The sequence below is a fragment of the Gilvimarinus sp. 1_MG-2023 genome (assembly GCF_030548285.1).
Genome location: NZ_JAUOSC010000006.1, coordinates 63,398 through 79,673 on the forward strand (window position 1 = coordinate 63,398; position 16,276 = coordinate 79,673).

The 16,276-nt window shown below is 53.3% G+C and carries 18 protein-coding genes; 6 read left to right on the plus strand and 12 right to left on the minus strand.

Annotation, left to right across the window (positions count from 1 at the left end; genetic code table 11):
- Positions 1-88 precede the first annotated feature (88 nt).
- The 3 genes from fnr to Q4563_RS09060 all read left to right on the plus strand — a co-directional run bounded on the left by fnr (position 89) and on the right by Q4563_RS09060 (position 2,156).
- On the plus strand, positions 89-850 hold the full coding sequence (gene fnr, locus Q4563_RS09050; RefSeq protein WP_215975167.1) for a fumarate/nitrate reduction transcriptional regulator Fnr: 762 nt from the start codon (positions 89-91) through the stop codon (positions 848-850).
- Entirely contained in the window at positions 843-1,418 is a 576-nt protein-coding gene (locus Q4563_RS09055) for a DUF4202 domain-containing protein (protein ID WP_303604316.1), read from the plus strand. The genes fnr and Q4563_RS09055 overlap by 8 nt, the downstream gene beginning before the upstream one ends.
- A 204-nt stretch (positions 1,419-1,622) precedes the next feature.
- Positions 1,623-2,156 (plus strand): hypothetical protein, encoded by a 534-nt coding sequence (locus Q4563_RS09060; protein ID WP_215975165.1) that lies wholly within the window; start codon positions 1,623-1,625, stop codon positions 2,154-2,156.
- On the opposite strand, the gene Q4563_RS09065 is transcribed toward Q4563_RS09060, so the two are convergent.
- From Q4563_RS09065 to Q4563_RS09090, 6 genes are all read right to left on the minus strand, one after another.
- Complete coding sequence (locus Q4563_RS09065) at positions 2,146-2,511, minus strand: hypothetical protein (RefSeq protein ID WP_215975164.1); 366 nt, start codon at positions 2,509-2,511, stop codon at positions 2,146-2,148. The genes Q4563_RS09060 and Q4563_RS09065 overlap by 11 nt on opposite strands.
- A gap of 138 nt (positions 2,512-2,649) precedes the next feature.
- Positions 2,650-3,597, minus strand: a complete 948-nt coding sequence (gene trhO, locus Q4563_RS09070; RefSeq protein WP_215975163.1) for an oxygen-dependent tRNA uridine(34) hydroxylase TrhO — start codon at positions 3,595-3,597, stop codon at positions 2,650-2,652.
- Positions 3,598-3,739: 142 nt separating this feature from the next.
- Positions 3,740-4,051 (minus strand): BolA family protein, encoded by a 312-nt coding sequence (locus Q4563_RS09075; RefSeq protein ID WP_303604317.1) that lies wholly within the window; start codon positions 4,049-4,051, stop codon positions 3,740-3,742.
- Between the two features lie 58 nt (positions 4,052-4,109).
- Complete coding sequence (locus Q4563_RS09080; RefSeq protein WP_303604318.1) at positions 4,110-7,238, minus strand: efflux RND transporter permease subunit; 3,129 nt, start codon at positions 7,236-7,238, stop codon at positions 4,110-4,112.
- On the minus strand, positions 7,231-8,337 hold the full coding sequence (locus Q4563_RS09085) for an efflux RND transporter periplasmic adaptor subunit (protein WP_303604319.1): 1,107 nt from the start codon (positions 8,335-8,337) through the stop codon (positions 7,231-7,233). Before Q4563_RS09085 ends, Q4563_RS09080 begins: the two co-directional genes overlap by 8 nt.
- Before the next feature lie 213 nt (positions 8,338-8,550).
- Positions 8,551-8,919 (minus strand): diacylglycerol kinase, encoded by a 369-nt coding sequence (locus tag Q4563_RS09090; RefSeq protein WP_215975159.1) that lies wholly within the window; start codon positions 8,917-8,919, stop codon positions 8,551-8,553.
- Positions 8,920-9,016: 97 nt separating this feature from the next.
- Between Q4563_RS09090 and Q4563_RS09095 the strand changes: the two genes are divergently transcribed.
- Together Q4563_RS09095 and Q4563_RS09100 are read left to right on the plus strand one after the other, a co-directional pair.
- A complete protein-coding gene (locus Q4563_RS09095; protein WP_215975158.1) occupies positions 9,017-9,550 on the plus strand; it encodes a phosphatase PAP2 family protein in 534 nt (177 codons plus the stop codon).
- Positions 9,550-10,620, plus strand: a complete 1,071-nt coding sequence (locus Q4563_RS09100) for an MJ1255/VC2487 family glycosyltransferase (RefSeq protein WP_215975157.1) — start codon at positions 9,550-9,552, stop codon at positions 10,618-10,620. Before Q4563_RS09095 ends, Q4563_RS09100 begins: the two co-directional genes overlap by 1 nt.
- 24 nt (positions 10,621-10,644) lie before the next feature.
- Here the strand turns inward: Q4563_RS09100 and Q4563_RS09105 are convergent, their stop codons facing one another.
- The 4 genes from Q4563_RS09105 to rpoE all read right to left on the minus strand — a co-directional run bounded on the left by Q4563_RS09105 (position 10,645) and on the right by rpoE (position 13,640).
- Complete coding sequence (locus Q4563_RS09105; protein ID WP_215975156.1) at positions 10,645-11,100, minus strand: SoxR reducing system RseC family protein; 456 nt, start codon at positions 11,098-11,100, stop codon at positions 10,645-10,647.
- A gap of 3 nt (positions 11,101-11,103) precedes the next feature.
- Complete coding sequence (locus tag Q4563_RS09110) at positions 11,104-12,111, minus strand: MucB/RseB C-terminal domain-containing protein (protein WP_215975155.1); 1,008 nt, start codon at positions 12,109-12,111, stop codon at positions 11,104-11,106.
- An 86-nt stretch (positions 12,112-12,197) separates the two neighbouring features.
- The gene (locus tag Q4563_RS09115) at positions 12,198-12,857 is read right to left on the minus strand and encodes a sigma-E factor negative regulatory protein (protein ID WP_215975154.1); all 660 of its coding nucleotides are present in this window, start codon (positions 12,855-12,857) and stop codon (positions 12,198-12,200) included.
- A 189-nt stretch (positions 12,858-13,046) separates the two neighbouring features.
- Positions 13,047-13,640, minus strand: coding sequence for an RNA polymerase sigma factor RpoE (rpoE, locus tag Q4563_RS09120; RefSeq protein WP_215975153.1), 594 nt, complete (start codon positions 13,638-13,640; stop codon positions 13,047-13,049).
- A 269-nt stretch (positions 13,641-13,909) separates the two neighbouring features.
- Here rpoE and nadB point away from each other — a divergent pair, with 269 nt between their 5' ends.
- Positions 13,910-15,538, plus strand: coding sequence for an L-aspartate oxidase (gene nadB / locus Q4563_RS09125; RefSeq protein ID WP_215975152.1), 1,629 nt, complete (start codon positions 13,910-13,912; stop codon positions 15,536-15,538).
- Here the strand turns inward: nadB and Q4563_RS09130 are convergent.
- Together Q4563_RS09130 and Q4563_RS09135 are read right to left on the minus strand one after the other, a co-directional pair.
- Complete coding sequence (locus Q4563_RS09130; protein WP_215975151.1) at positions 15,519-16,016, minus strand: protein YgfX; 498 nt, start codon at positions 16,014-16,016, stop codon at positions 15,519-15,521. The two genes, nadB and Q4563_RS09130, sit on opposite strands and share 20 nt — an antisense overlap.
- Positions 15,985-16,230, minus strand: a complete 246-nt coding sequence (locus tag Q4563_RS09135) for an FAD assembly factor SdhE (RefSeq protein WP_215975150.1) — start codon at positions 16,228-16,230, stop codon at positions 15,985-15,987. Before Q4563_RS09135 ends, Q4563_RS09130 begins: the two co-directional genes overlap by 32 nt.
- Positions 16,231-16,276 lie beyond the last annotated feature (46 nt).

The following is a 16,276-nucleotide window of genomic DNA, read 5'->3' on the forward strand; positions in this document are numbered from 1 at the left end:
CTCTGAGGGTTCAAACTGCTTAAACCAAGCGGCACAATCGCGTAGACTGGTAACCACTTATAGGTATTTGGCTTTAGGATCTATCCCGATGAATCAACACCAGCATAGAATCTGCACGTCTGCTCATAGCGCGGCCTATACCCATTGCAGCGATTGCCGCCTGAACAGTATTTGCCTGCCTCTAAGTTTAGAGTTTTCCGATATTGATAAGCTCGACTCTATTGTCGAGCGCGGTAAACCGCTGCAAAAAGGTGATGCTATTTATCGCCAAGGCGACTCATTTAAAGCTTTATTTGCCATTCGCTCGGGCGCCATTAAAACCTTTAGCACCAACACCGATGGCGAGCAACACATCACCGGACTTTACCTTCCCGGTGAGGTCGTCGGGCTCGATGGTCCGGCTGATAACCAGCATGTTAATTCCGCCATTGCCTTACAAACCACCTCTGTTTGCGCCATTCCCTATCAACGGCTTGAAGCCCTAAGTCGACAGGTGCCCGGTCTACAACGCAACCTATTGCAGCTTTTAAGTCGAGAAATCAATGCCGATCAGAAACAACGCAACCTGCTTGGCCGTACCTCGGCCGAGGTGCGCGTAGCCTCATTATTATTGAGCATTTCGGCCCGCCTCGCCCGGCACAATTTATCGGCGGTAGCATTTACTCTGCCCATGTCGCGCAGTGATATGGCCAATTTTTTAGGGCTCACACTGGAAACGGTCAGCCGCGTTTTCGGGCGTTTACAAAAGCTCAAGATCCTCAGCACTAACCGCAAAGACCTTGTGATTAATGACCTAGAGCAGCTTCAGGCCCTAACCCACAAAAGCTGTAAGGATAATTTTGATGATTAAGCCACTGCACGACCTGCTCAACACGATTGACGATATTAATCGCCAAGACCCCAATCAAGAGCCGGATGGCAGTCCTAAAGAGCTGGTTTACGGCCAGCGTATGAGCCGCGAGCTGTCCGAATTTGCCCCCGATGCCGACGAGCTATTGCAAATAGCCGCCCGAGCCCAACACATTGAACGCTGGGTAATTGCTCGCAGTGACTACCCAATGGATCGTGCCGGCTATAAAAAATGGCGTACCGAACTCGGTGTGCATCACGCCCAGCGAACCGCCGATTTAATGCACAATCATGGCTACAGCGCAGCCGACTGCCAGAGTGTTGCCGATATGCTGCAAAAGAAACGGTTAAAACGCGACCCACAGGTGCAGACGCTGGAGGATGTGATTTGTCTGGTGTTTATTCGCTATTACCTGGAAGACTTTGCCCGCAAACACGACGAGCCTAAACTGATCAGTATTATCCAAAAAACCTGGAATAAAATGTCGGCCGATGGACACGCTGCAGCACTTAAGATTCCACTGCCGGACTCGGTCTCTGCATTGGTCGGCAAAGCGCTTGGCGCATAAATAAACACTTTTCAAGTTTGATCTGGGGTTGTGCTGCCCAGCCAGCCCCAATTTATAAAACTCTATCGCATTAATTTTTGAACAATTGAATCAATTTCGAATAAGAACGCCTTAGTTTATGTAATTACTTGACCTTAAGAGCAAACTCCTTTATACCAAAAGTGTGACTTAGATAACAAAAACGACAACTAAGGGTATTCGATTATGAAACACCTACCGGTTAAAGCCTTCCTATTGCTTTTAGCGGTGTTCAGTGGTTCCGCACTGGCCTGTGATGAGGCCTGTAAAAAAGCTCAAGCCGAAACAGAACACGGCGTCAATTTTGCCGGCTACCTTGACTCAGAATTTTGCCGCACCACCCGCTCAGACTTTCTGCTGCAAGATTATCGTAGCCTAGAGAAGTACCGCACCTCGCAATTGCCGGGCGGCCATAAGGGCGGCATGAATAATATTCGAAAAATGCTGGATCAGCGCAAAGAGTGGCTGGTGGAGTGCGATGATTACTTGCGTCTAACCGATCAGGGCCGCGTCTTTCACGACAAAACCACCACCGATAAGATTTTCGGCGCTATCGATAAAGTTTCCGAACAGCTCAATGAGCTAGTGTATAACGGTAGCAAAGAGGTGATTGTCACCAATGGTCTGGATATCGCGCAGCAAGATTTCGATCAAATGATGCAGCAGCTTGAGCAACATCGCACCGTTCTACAATTGCGCGGCCAGCTGGTTAATCGCTAGAAGCAGGCTCGGACGGTTTACGACGTTTTAAAGATAATACAGCGCGCTTGGGCTTGTCGGGGTTTTCGGCAAACAAGCGCGCTTTTTCTTCCAGTGATTGAGCAGTTTTGCTTTTGACCCGAGTCGGGCTCGGGCCCGTGCTGGAGCGGTAGCCTCCACTTTGTGCGGCGCTGGCCAGTGCCTCCATGCCACAGCGCAACAACCGGGCCTGGTCGACAAAACTTAAAGATTTAGGGAAGTTGTTCGGATCAACGGAGGATGGGTTAGCGGGGTCGCCTTCTACCCGAATAATCAAGCCACACTCATGGCGAGCTTCTCCAGCGTTAATATCCACCTGCCACTGTTCAAAATCCATTCACTTTACCTTTACGTAGTCCCCTCAAGGACACCTTCAGTCACTGTTAGTGAGTCACAAGCTCGTGCCAAACGGCGTTGTTGCAGACAATTATAACCCGAGACTACCACGTAAAGATGACAAATTTACGACGTGATCTCAGGAGCGACTGGCTTGTTTGCTCTGACGAGCCGGCGGTTCGGCCCCGAGATGAGCTTCGTTGCGAGCCTTGGCCAGTTCAATTTGTTTTTGTCGCTCGGCAAAACGTGTCTTTTGCTCATCGGTGAGCTTGTCGTAACAACGCGGGCAACACACACCTTTCATGTAGTGTTCAGAGCGTTTTTCATCTTCCGTAATGGGGTGGCGACAACCAAAACACTGGTCGTACTGGCCGCGCTGTAGATCGTGGTCCACAGCGACACGGTTATCAAACACAAAACACTCACCCTGCCACAGGCTTTGCTCGGCGGGAATTTCTTCTAGGTATTTTAAAATGCCGCCCTCTAAGTGGTACACCTCATCGAAGCCCTGCTCTTTCATGTAGGCCGATGCCTTCTCGCAACGAATACCACCGGTGCAAAACATCGCGACTTTTTTGTGCTCGCTAGGATCGAGATTATCTTTGACGTAAGCGGGAAACTCGCGAAAGGTTTCGGTCTCAGGATCAACCGCATTGGCAAAGGTACCAATGGCGCACTCATATTGGTTGCGCGTATCCACCACCAATACGTCCGGATCACTGATCAACTCATTCCACTGCTGCGGTTTTACATAGGTGCCCACAATCTGTTTCGGGTCTATGCCCTCAACACCCATGGTCACAATCTCTTTTTTGAGTTTTACCTTCATGCGATAGAAAGGTTTCTCCTGATAGAGCGACTCTTTGTGTTCTATATCCGCTAGGCGCTCGTCACTGTGCAAGTAGTCAAGCAGCTGATCGATGCCCTCCCGGGTTCCTGAAACCGTGCCATTAATGCCTTCTGCCGCCAGCAGCAAGGTGCCCTTGATACCAAAACGATCACACGCGGCAAGCAGAGGCTCGCGCATCGCTTGGTAATCAGGTAGTTCAACAAATTTGTACATGGCGGCGACAACAATTTGGCTCATAGTCGTTTTCAGTCTTCCGATTGGTCAGTCTTTACCGTTGTAAACGGCGAGGGGGCGGGATTATAGCGGGTTGTTTTTTATACAGCCAGTATTTTTCAGCGAGAGTTGATTTCGCTCAACTCGCGCTAAAAAAACTGTTTAATTACTTGCCTCCGCCGCCTAAGCAATTAGGGGAATCTGGCACCTGGGCGTTTTGCCACTCCTCGGGGGTGAATGTATGCAGGGCTAACGCATGCACCGGCCCGGCCATTTGCTCGGTGAGCACGGCGTAGACCGCCTGATGCCTTTGCACAGGCCTTTTGCCCGCGAACGCTTCGCTCACCAGGGTGATTTTAAAGTGTGTTTCTGAGTTGGGCGGCACACTGTGCATATGGCTTTCGTTTTCCACCTGCAGTACAGCTGGGGCAAAATGCTGCTGTAAATCAGCTTCAATTTGAGTTTGAACAGGTTTCATATCGCTCCTGATAACCACTTGTGACGATTAAATTAACCCCATTATACCACCGGACGCCTTAGCCCTCATGGCGATCCGGAATACCTTGGGCTTGCTCGAGCTCGGCCGCCAGGCGCCCGCCCTCCTCGGCTCGGGGGTTGGTCCAGCGCGCCACCAAGGTGTAAACCACAGGCGTTAGATACAGAGTAAAGACCGCGGCTAAACCCAAACCGCCAAAAATAACCCAACCGATCGAGTTGCGCGCCTCGGAGCCCGGACCCGCACTTAAAATCAAAGGCAGTGCGCCAAATACAGTCGACATCATGGTCATAAAAATAGGCCGCAGACGCACTTGGGCCGCATGGCGCACCGCCTCGATCACACTGTACCCGCGGTCGCGCAGCTGATCGGCAAATTCCACCAGCAAAATACCATTCTTGGCCATCAAACCAATTAACATCACCAACCCAATTTGCGAGTAGACGTTAATGCTGGTGCCGGTCAACAACAGAGCAAATATCGCCGCGGCTACACCAAAAGGCACTGTGAGCATAACGATGAGCGCGCTGCTAAAGCTTTCGAATTGAGCACAGAGCACCAAAAACACCACCAGCAATGCAATGATGTAAGTGATGGCGACCTCTTTTGAGGTTTCATCCAGAGTCTCGGCCTCACCCAAAAAGATCAAACCAATGCCCGGCGGCAGCTCTGTATCAGCCAACTGGCGCAAATCGTCCACCGCCGAAGCCAAGGCATAGCCCGGCGCCACATCCATCTCAATTTCGATCGCCCGGCGCTGCTTATGCCGATCCAGCTCGGCCGCCACAGCCTCTTCGGTAATGGTCACCACCGACGACAGTGGCAGCAAGCGCCCATCTTCGGTGCTGACGTATAAATTAACCAAATCCCCGGGGTCGTTAATTTGATCACCGGAGGACTCCAAAATAATCGGAATAGCTTCATCCCCCACCGACAAATCCACCAAATCGTACCCGTCCACCATGGCGCGCAAAGTCGTCGAGATATTAGTCAGAGGAATGCCCAGTTCCGAGGCTCTGCGCCGGTCAATGGTCACTGCCAATTGGGGCTGGGTGGGCTGAAAATTAATATCCGGGTCCGACAGTTGGGGCAGACGCTCGCCGATGACCTCGACAAATTGCTCGGCGGCGGCAAAAATTTTGTCGTAATCACTGCCCACCAACGCGATTTCAATACCGCCGCCACCGCCGCCAATACCAAGGCTGTTGGTGCTGCGAACCCGTACAAACGCCCCGGGTATTTCACGCATTGGGGCCTCGAGTTGGGCCATCATTTCCTGCTGGGTGCGATCGCGCTGATCCCAATCGGCCAGAGGCAAAATCACGCGGCCGCGGTTGGGGTCGTAGCGCCCGACAATCGAAAATAAATGCGCAGCTTCGCCCGAATCCAGCAGGGGTTGTACCCGCTGCTCCATGGCATTGACCTGGCGCTCGGTGTACTCCAGTCCGGTACCATCGGGGCCGGTGGCATCGACATAGATAACGCCGCGATCTTCCTCGGGCAACAACTCCTGAGGCACATTGTGATAAACCAGTACAGCGCCCACAATCGCGCTCATGGCCACCACTACAACCCAAATACCAAGACCCAGTGCTCGGTCTAGCGAGCGGGTGTAGCCGGCCGACAAACGGTTACCAACCGCTTTTAACTTATCCCGCACCGGGTGTGGCTCATTGTTCGACTCAGGCACAATACGGGCGGCCATAGCCGGAACCAGCGATAAAGCCACAAAGGATGAGATTGCCACGGCAAAGGCCAGTACAAAACCAAACTCGCGAAACAGTCGCCCCGCCGTACTGGGCAACATCGCCACCGGCACAAACACCGAAATAAGCACTGCGGTGGTGGCAATCACGGCAAAGAAAACCTGCCGCGTGCCCAGCACCGCGGCCGCCCTGGCTCCCAGGCCCTGATTGCGCCGGCGCTGAATGTTCTCCAGCACCACAATGGCATCGTCCACGACTAAGCCTGTGGCCAACACCAGAGCCAATAAGGTCAAAATATTTAAAGAGAACCCCAGCGCCCAAATGGTCGCCACGGTGCCGATTAGTGCTACCGGGATGGCCACGGAAGGAATCAGTGTCACACGCAGCGAGCCGATAAACAGCCAAATGGTCAGAATAACGATGGAGATCGTCAGCGACATACTGATCAGTACTTCGCGCATCGACCCTTTAATAAACTTGGCACTGTCTTCGGTCACCACCATTTCAAAGTCGGTGAAGCGCTCGTTGATCCGCGCCACCGCTTTGTGAATTTTTTCAGCGATATCCAAAGTGTTGGATTGCGATTGCCTCACGACCCCGAGCCCCACCACTGGCAGGCCGTTTAAGCGCACATAGGAAGAGGCATCTTCGGGGGCAAAAAACACCTGGGCCACATCCGCTAAGCGCGTATCCTCTTTAATGATTATATCGGCCATAGCCTGTTCGGTAACCACTGAGGCATCGGCGCGCACCAGCAACTCTAAATCACCCGAGCGAAAACTGCCCGAGGGAACATCGAACGGAGCCTCGCGCAAAGCGTCGGCCACATCGCTCACGGCCAGACCAAAACTTGCCAGGCGTACGGGGTCCATCACCACCCGCAACACTTTTTGCCGCTCGCCAAAAATCACCACGTCGGCTACGCCGTCAATGGACACCAATTCGGGAATCAGATCTTGCTCTGCCCGGCGGGTCATTTGCAGTTCGTCGAGCGTCTCACTCACCAGCGCCAAATTAATTATTGGATTGGCGTTGGGATCGGCTTTAATCACGGTGAGCGATTCGATATCGGGGGGCAAATCCCGCTCCACCCGGCTGACCGCTTCGCGCACATCGGACGCGGCGGTATTGAGGTCCACCGTGGGCGAAAACTCCACGTGCAGACGCATATTATTCTCTTCACTGGACGAGCGAATATTGCGAATACCCGAAACACGGGCCACAGCACCTTCAACGATACTAGTGACTTCAGCGTCCATAGTTTCGGGGGAAGCGCCGGGATAGTTGCCGCGCACCGAAACAATCGGGCGGTCCACATCCGGCAGCTCGCGGATCTCAACGGCCATCACGGCAGCAATACCGGCAATGGCAACCAATAAATTTAACACCAACACCAAAATGGGCCGGCGAATACTCAGGCTGGCAATATCCTCTTTATGCAGGTCTTCTTGTAAATCACTCACCGCTCACCTCAGACTGATTCGACCCAACGGGAACTCCGTTAACATTCACAGTTTGAGCAATGGCAACAGGCAACCCCTCGCGCACCATTTGAATCCCCTCAAGCACGACCAGAGCCCCGGCACTCAAATCGGCATCGACCAGCACCTTGCCCGCGCGGCGCTGGACAATCGTCGCCACCTGGCGCTCGGCGACACCATTGACAATAGCCCACACAAAAGAGCCCCGCGGGCCCCATTGCAGTGATAATTCCGGCACCAAAATATAATCGTTGCCCGTTAGGTTGAGTGAAATCCGAAAGCTCATACCGGGGCGCAAGCGGTCGTTGGGGTTGTTAACCACGGCGCGAACTTTGAAAGTGCGCTCGGCCTCGTTCACCCGGCTATCGATAGCCACAACTTTCCCTGCGGCCTCGACCGCATCCTTGCGCCAGGTGGCAAGCTCTAACGGCTGCCCAACTTCGATTTGATTAAGCAACAACTCGGGCAGTACAAAGGTCACCAACAGGCTGGAGCGATCGTCGAGAGTGGTCAGTACCGTGTTAGTATCCACCCAGGCCCCGGGGTCGATATCCGTCAGTCCCACAATGCCCGTAAACGGCGCAGGAACCTGGCGGTACTCCAACTCAACGGCGGCGCGCTCTACCGCAATCTGAGCCCGGGCAACAGCACTTTGCGCATCGTCCAGATCTGACTGAGTGACCGCACCACTATCTTGCGACTGGCGATAGCGCTTTAACAAACGCTGGGCATCGGCCAGCTCTACCTCGGCGTTGCGCAGCGCCAGAGCTTCATTGCGGCTATCCAGTTCAAACAACACCTCGCCCGCCGCGACCTTTTGCCCCGGCTTAACCTTCACAGCCACTACCTGACCGGCGGCTCGTGGCCGTATTGCCACCGAGCTGGCCGCTCGCGATGTACCAACCGCCTCCACCTTAACTTGCTCGGGGCTGGTTTCCACTTGCGCGGCAATCACCGGCTTGGGCTGAATACCACCGCGCCCACTGGCTTCGGGGGCTGTATCGGAACAAGCGCTTATCAACACCACACAAAAGCAGCAGAGCAAAGTGCGGTAGGTAAGAGAGATCACTGAGGCAGGCATAGCAATAATAATTATCCGTATAGTGGTTATCTCGAATGCAGAGAATTATGTCCGCAAGATGACATAGATTGTACGATGTGTTTATTCAGGCTGCACCTGTTGAGGGTAAGGAACTGTAAACTGCTAGAGCTTATATCGGCGCGGAATTTCGCAGTGAGTTGTGGCGGTTAAACCAAGCCCACAGAGATATGGGCCTGGCTGTTTGGCAAGGTGTTAGAAGAAGCGATGGCAGGCAATAATGCCCCACACCAGCGCCAACAAAATTAGGGAAAAAAGCACCACTGCCGAGCCAATATCTTTTGCCCGGCCCGATAACTCGTGCACCTCGGAGCCAGTGCGGTCCACCACGGCCTCTACCGATGAGTTAATAAGCTCAGCAATAATGACCCAAAAAACACTCGCCACCAGTAAAATAAGTTCTATATGGCTAGTAGCCAGCCACACTGCCAGAGGCAGGAGCACCGCGGCCATCCAAATCTCTTGGCGAAACGAGGCTTCGTGCTTCCAGGCGGCGTTTATCCCCTGCAGTGAATAGCCAAATGCATGCGCCACACGGGTGAACCCAGTCTTTCCTGGCTTCATTTTTCATCTCTCCATTAAATGTATGTCATATAAGCGTCATAGAGCAGTGGTATTCATTAGCCAAACAGACAAATACCACCGCAAACGGGGTGAAACTATGAATGCTTTTTTGCAAAGAGTCCACCAGATCGACACATTGGCATTCGTCTGGCTTCATGTGACTAAAGGTTTTCCATATCGCCGGACGGTACGCTGGGTATCGCGCTGCGGCGATGGCCCGCTGTACGTTGCCATCGCTTTGCTGTTAATCGCGTTTGAAGTCCCTAACAGTGTTTTGTTTTTAAAGGTGGGCCTCGTTTGCTATGCGCTGGACGTCAGTTTTTATTTGCTCATCAAAAACTCTTTTAAACGCAACCGCCCCGCGGTCAACATTGAAGCGTTTGAGAGCTGGGTAACCCCGTCAGATAAGTTTAGCTTTCCCTCGGGACATACGGCGGCGGCTTTTGTGTTTGCCTTTCTTATTAGTTATTTCTATCCGATGTTTGGTTTGCCGGCTTACATTGGCGCCTGCTTGATAGGCTCATCACGTGTTTTACTCGGTGTGCATTACCCCACTGATATTTTAGCCGGTGCAGTGCTTGGAACCTCCTGCGCAATTGTAGGCACCTATTACATCATGGGCCCCGTGTAATGAAAATTCTGTATGGCGTGCAAGGCACGGGCAATGGTCATCTGACCCGAGCCCGATCTATGGCAAAGGCGTTTGCCAAACTCGATGTTAAAGTCGACTGGGTATTTTCCGGACGCAACCGCGAAGACTTTTTTGATATGCAACCCTTTGGCGATTTTCGTTGCTATCGCGGCATGACACTGCAAACAAAAAAGGGCAAGGTCAATATGCCCAAAACAATTTTAAAAAGTAACCTCCGGCAATTGCGTCAAGATGTTCGTGCACTTAACGCCAGTGATTATGATTTAGTCGTCAGCGATTTCGAGCCTGTCACCGCTTGGGCTGCACGTATGCACGGGGTTCGCTCTATCGGTGTATCGCATCAATGCGCCTTTCTCTACCCCATACCGAAAAAAGCCAGCAATTTTATTACTGATATTTTTATGCGTTGGTTTGCCCCCATCGACACCCCGGTTGGCGTGCACTGGCACCACTTTGACCAATCGCTATTGCCACCGATTGTGGAGCCCTCCGAGCACCCCAACACAGCGCAAAAAGGCAAGATTTTGGTGTATCTACCGTTTGCCGACGTCGATGATTTTTTGCCGCTGTTGGCACCGTTTAAAGATCACGAGTTTTATGTGTATCACAAGTTTAAGCAAACAGAAGATCGCGGCCATATCCATTTGCGCCCGTTTTCTCGCGAGGGCTTTCAGCAGGATTTACACTCCGCCGAGGGCGTTATGTGCAGTGCGGGCTTTGAGTTGCCCAGTGAAGCCATTACCTTGGGGAAAAAGCTGTTGGTAGAACCTGTGCGCTCGCAAATGGAACAGCAGTCGAACGCACTCGCACTGCAAGCGCTGGGGTATGCGACAACTACAGATAAAATAAGCGAACAGGTGATACGCCATTGGCTAACCTTGCCCAAGCCGGCGCCACTGCATTACCCCGATGTCGCCCAGGCAATTGCCCGCTGGATGGTAAAAGACGGGGCCAAGAACTTGCCACAGTTAAGCAATGCACTGTGGCAACAGGTCGCCATCAGCCCTCTGACAACACCAGATCTTAACCAAAGATTAAAGCAAGCGTAAATGACCGGAAAACCAATGGGGAAATTAGCTGACGTGAACCACTTGCTGGTGATCGACTAGCACTGGCTGTAAACGACTGTCGTGGCGGGTGACATGAGCGCGCCAACGCACCAGTGCGCCTCCACCCAAAAGCCCAGCCAAACCCGCCAATGTGGTTAGGCCTTCGCCCCACCCTAATTGATGAGCTCCAAGAGTAAAGCCGAGCATGGAGATCAGTGGCAACAGGTAGACAAGCATAGAGCCATTGGCCACGACAGCCTCTGGCACACCCAGCTCAATTTCATCGCCCACGTCATAGTCGGTACTATCGCGCCCGCCCAGTGACACCCACAGGTAAGTGGTGTGGCCGGCGAATCTAGCCAACAAGCTCTGGCCACAACCTTTTTGCGCCGCACAGGAGCCACAGGTGGAACGGCTGATGGTTTCCACCCACAGGCCATCTGTTTCAACGGCTACGACTTTACCCGATTCTATTAACACGCACTAACCTGCTGGTTGTTTCTCGTCTAGGGGGACAATCGACTGGCCAACTCGCTCGGCCACGGCAGCGGGAATCTCGCCCACGACGGTGAGTTGATAGAGTTGATCGGCGCGACTAACACCACCCAGGTAAAAATTGGTGGCCCCACGCTGTGCACGGGCTTCCATTGCCACCGTGCCGGCGATAGGGTCGAGAAAGACCGAAAACGTCGACAGACCATCAGTATACATTAGCATGTCGACCTTATCGCGCACTTCCCGCTGACCAGAGAACGCAAAACCCTCTGGAATCCAACCCATTTGCCAGGTATCGGGCTGTTCATCCGCCGCCGGATTGCACTGGGCGACCTCTTCTGCCGCCAGCCGGTGGGAAATATGGGCGCCGCGCTCGCTACTAAACTGCTCGGTCGCCACCCCCACTTCTAGCTCAACAAATTGAAATTGCTCCACCGGGCGCTGATTGTTATCCAACAACGTAGATTTAAGGACTAAGCCGGTTTCGCGATCGATACTGAACAGGTAGCCAAAACGGAAGGCATCGCGCGGCACAATATGCAAAACCGTGGCGGCCCGGCCAGCGATACGCTCTAACCCCAGCACCCTGAAATGATAAAACTGCTCCAGCCGGGAATACTCATCGGCCAGTTTATCGGCGCGATGAGTGATCAACTGATCACTCATCATACGGCACTCTAGATCTTTACTGATTAGGGCTTCGCGCTCGGGGCCTTGTAAATAATAAAGCCGCTGATACTCAGTGCCCTCGTCCACCCAGTGTTGGAGCCGAAAACTTTCGGTGCCGATGGTGTCTTGGTGGGTAAAGGTACCGGCATAATTTAGCACACGTCGGTGTTCGGACATTTTCACCAACAGCTCGCTGACCGAACGTATAGTGACTTCGTCGGTGGTATTGCCGGGCTGTTGGGCGTTATCTGGGAGGGTGGTGGTTTGCGCCTGTACAGCGCCGATGGACAAGGCCATCAGCATCAAGGCGCCGGCTAGCCGACTCATGGTTGTTTTCTCTGCTGGTGACTTTGCTCTGTACAGGTTACCTTGGGGTGCGCGGCAAACTGCACAGATATTGTATAAACGGGTTACTACTCTTCTTCAATGAGAGGCACCCGAGCGTGAGGAACTATACCAGAAGCGCTATTCACAGCCGCTTGATCGGTGTGCTGCTCTAACAACTGATGCAAATAGTGTTTTACCTCGTCACTGGAAACTTGCACATTGGGGCGGCGTGATTCTACCACTACCGGGCGGCGAGTCGCCGGTTGGTAGACCGACTGAGCACTGACCTGACGGGTCGGCAGCGCCGGCGCGTTAAAGCCTACTGGCAGCGATACATCAGCGGCGGTAATGGTTTTTTCTGCTGGGGTGGCATCGGCCATAATTTCAGCGGTGAGATCTTCGCCCTGATAAAACTGAGCGCCCACCACCAGAGCACCGGCCACGGAGGCGGCAATGGCCGCTTGCCCCATGCCGCGCCACACGCGTGACAATCGACCGGTGGTAACCGTTGGTTCATCTTCAAGTGCAGCACTGAGGCTGGCGGCAAAACCTTCTGGCGCCATTTGGGGCGGCAAATCAGAACGTATCGCCGAGCTTGCCACCTGATAGCGGGACCAAGTCGCTTGTACATCGGGCTGCTCGCCGCTGGATTTTAAGATCCGAGCAAACTCTAGCTCGCTGGCTTCGCCGTCCACCATGGCTGAAACGGATTCGGCCAATTGGGCCTTGTGAGACGTGTCTGTCATGCTCGCATTTACCTTTATTTACCGCCTTTTGCCTATTAATCAGCTCAACACGGCGATTCAGTCAATCGGTACCCGCTGTACAAAAACCGAACGCTAACATAGCGTAGTGCGGGCCACATTACAAAGATTTACATCTGCTAATCCTGTCTGACACTCCCTCCAGACAAAGGTTCAGCTTCCATTCAGGAATTAATCAGTTTTTTCCAGCAAAGGGTGAATACGCTTATCAATCGCATCGCGTGCCCGGAAAATACGCGAGCGCACGGTTCCCACCGGGCAGTCCATAATTGCGGCAATGTCCTCGTAGCTGAGCCCTTCCATCTCTCGCAGGGTCACCGCCGAGCGTAGATCTTCGGGCAACTCCCGAATAGCCGCATCCACCTCGCGCTGAATTTCATCGCACATTAGGCTGGTTTCCGGCGTCTCCATATCTTTCAACAGATCCGATCCGGAGTAATATTCAGCGTCCTCCATCTCGACATCCGACGCAGGAGGACGCCGCGAGCGCGACACCAAATGGTTTTTTGCGGTATTAATGGCGATGCGATAGAGCCATGTATAAAAGGCACTCTCACCGCGAAACTTTGCCAGTGCCCGGTAGGCCTTGATAAACGCCTCCTGGGCGACATCCTGCACTTCGGCGTGATCGCGAATATAGCGGCCAATAATGGAAAATATCTTGTGTTGATACTTAAGTACCAACAGGTCGAAAGCGCGTTTATCGCCTTTTTGTACCCGCTCGACCAGTTGCTGGTCAGTATCAGGCGCAGATTGCGCTGTCATTCGTAAACCCCCAAACACCCGCTCGATAAGCCGGTGACATTCAAATTCCACTGTGCCATAGCCGGCACTGACCGTCACGGTGAGCCAAACGGCGCCTCATTCCCCATTGACGCCCATAGACACACACTTCTAATAAGAAGTTCCACACATTATACGTATTTCTCTCTACCACTGGGATAAACCGGTGCAATTGGTTAAATAAGCCTCAGCGGGGGCGTAGCGTGCAACAACTTGTTATAATTCGCCCCTATTCGTTATAGCGAGCGTGTATGAAACAGCACCACCACCACGATGTCCTGATTATTGGCTCCGGCGCAGCCGGGCTAACCTTAGCGTTAAGTTTAGCGGAAACAGCCCGGGTTGCCGTGCTCAGCAAGAGCGCGATCAATACAGGCTCAACCTGGTATGCCCAGGGGGGAATTGCTGCGGTACTGGACGATCAAGACACGGTCGATGCACACGTTGCCGACACTCTCGTTGCCGGCGCTGGCCTCTGCCACGAAGACGCGGTGCGTTTTACCGTGGAAAACTCGACTAGCGCGATTGAGTGGCTGATTGAACAGGGGGTGGACTTCACCCGCGAATCCAACTCCGACGACTACCACCTTACCCAAGAGGGCGGGCACAGCCATCGGCGTATCATTCATAGCGCCGACGCCACTGGTAAGGCGGTACACAGCACATTAATAGACCGGGTTCAGGCCCACCCCAACCTCGAGATTTTTGAGAACCATGTGGCTCTCAACCTGATCACTCAGGCTGATTCCGGCTCACGTAAAGTACGCGCCTCAGGCGCCTATGCGCTTAACCGAGGCAATGACCACGTCAGCGTGTTTCAGGCCAAGGTAGTGGTATTGGCTACCGGCGGCGCCAGCAAGGTGTACCTTTACACCAGCAACCCCGACAGTGCCTCGGGCGATGGCATCGCCATGGCCTGGCGCGCCGGGTGTCGGGTCGCCAATATGGAATTCAATCAGTTTCACCCCACTTGCTTGTACCACCCCAAAGCCAAAAGCTTTTTGATCACCGAAGCGCTGCGCGGCGAAGGGGCTTATTTAAAGCTGCCCAATGGCGAGCGCTTTATGCACCGCTTTGACGAACGCGGCGAATTGGCCCCCCGGGATGTCGTCGCCCGCGCCATTGACTATGAGATTAAGCGGCTGGGCTGCGACTGCGTCTATCTGGACATATCCCACAAATCCGAGGCATTTATTAGCGAGCATTTCCCTACGGTCAAAGCCCGCTGTCTGGAATTTGGGATTGATATAACCCAAGACCCCATACCAGTAGTACCGGCGGCGCACTATACCTGTGGCGGCGTGGTGGTCGATCGCAACGGCCAAACCGATCTGGAAAACCTCTACGCCATTGGCGAAACCTCTTTTACCGGCCTACACGGCGCCAACCGTATGGCGTCGAATTCGCTGCTGGAGTGTATTGTTTACGCGCAATCGGCCGCTTTGCACATCAAGGGCAAAATCGACTCAGTGGCCACCCCCGCCGACAGCCCCAAGTGGGATGAGTCGCGCGTGACCAATTCCGATGAGGACGTGGTTATCTCTCACAACTGGGACGAGCTGCGGCGTTTTATGTGGGACTATGTTGGCATTGTGCGCACTCACAAACGACTGGAGCGAGCCACGCACCGTATAAAATTGCTGCAAAAAGAGATTGCCGAGTACTACAGCAATTACAAAGTGAGCGGGGATTTGATCGAACTGCGCAACCTGGTGACGGTGGCACAGCTGATTATCCGCTCGGCAATGGAGCGCAAAGAGAGCCGCGGCCTGCATTATTCGCTGGATCACCCCAATTTAAGCAGTATTGCTCGCAATACCATTTTGGTGCCCACCAATTTTGCCGCGCAAGACATTATTGTCAGTGCTGCACCTGAGTAACCAACCACACCCGCAAACGGTGATAATCCTCATGGGCCATGGAGTCAGGTGCCAGCAGTAAGTGAGTGCTCCCCCGGCCCGGACTCAAGCTCAAACCGACCAAGCCGGGCCATAGGGTTAATTTTCCTTTTAACCGAACCGGTTGTAAGTGCCCACCCTCCGGAGCCAAAAACCAACTGCCGGCCTCTAAGCGCAAATGCCAAATTCGCTTGAGTTCACCCCGCCCCCTGCTGCCCACAACCGCCACAACGACCACTAACAACCCACTGCAGATGAGCCACCATGCGGACTCTTGCCACTTAAGAGCCGTCACGACCAACAAAGCAAAACCTGCCAAGCTGTGCACTGCAAGGTGCCATGACAATAAAATCCGGGAGGGGAACAGTGTGGTATCGAGATAAACCCCCTCACCGGGATCGGCAAGGGGAGGTGATGTGGCCGAGGCTTTACGGCGCTTTTCCGGTATTTTCTCTGACAATGTGCACAATCCTTTGCAGCTGTGGATCTTCAGGGTCTTGGCGATGCAGCAGCCAGGCAAACATATCCTGATCTTCACATTCCAATAACTTCCAATAACGTTCCTTGTCGGCTTGCTCAAGGGAGGGGTATATATTGTCCAAAAATGGCAGCAAGATTAAATCCAGCTCCAGCATGCCACGACGACTTCCCCAAAATAGGCGATTACGCTCCACTTAAATTGCTCCGAACAGACGATTTTTAACGTTCGCAGTATAACCT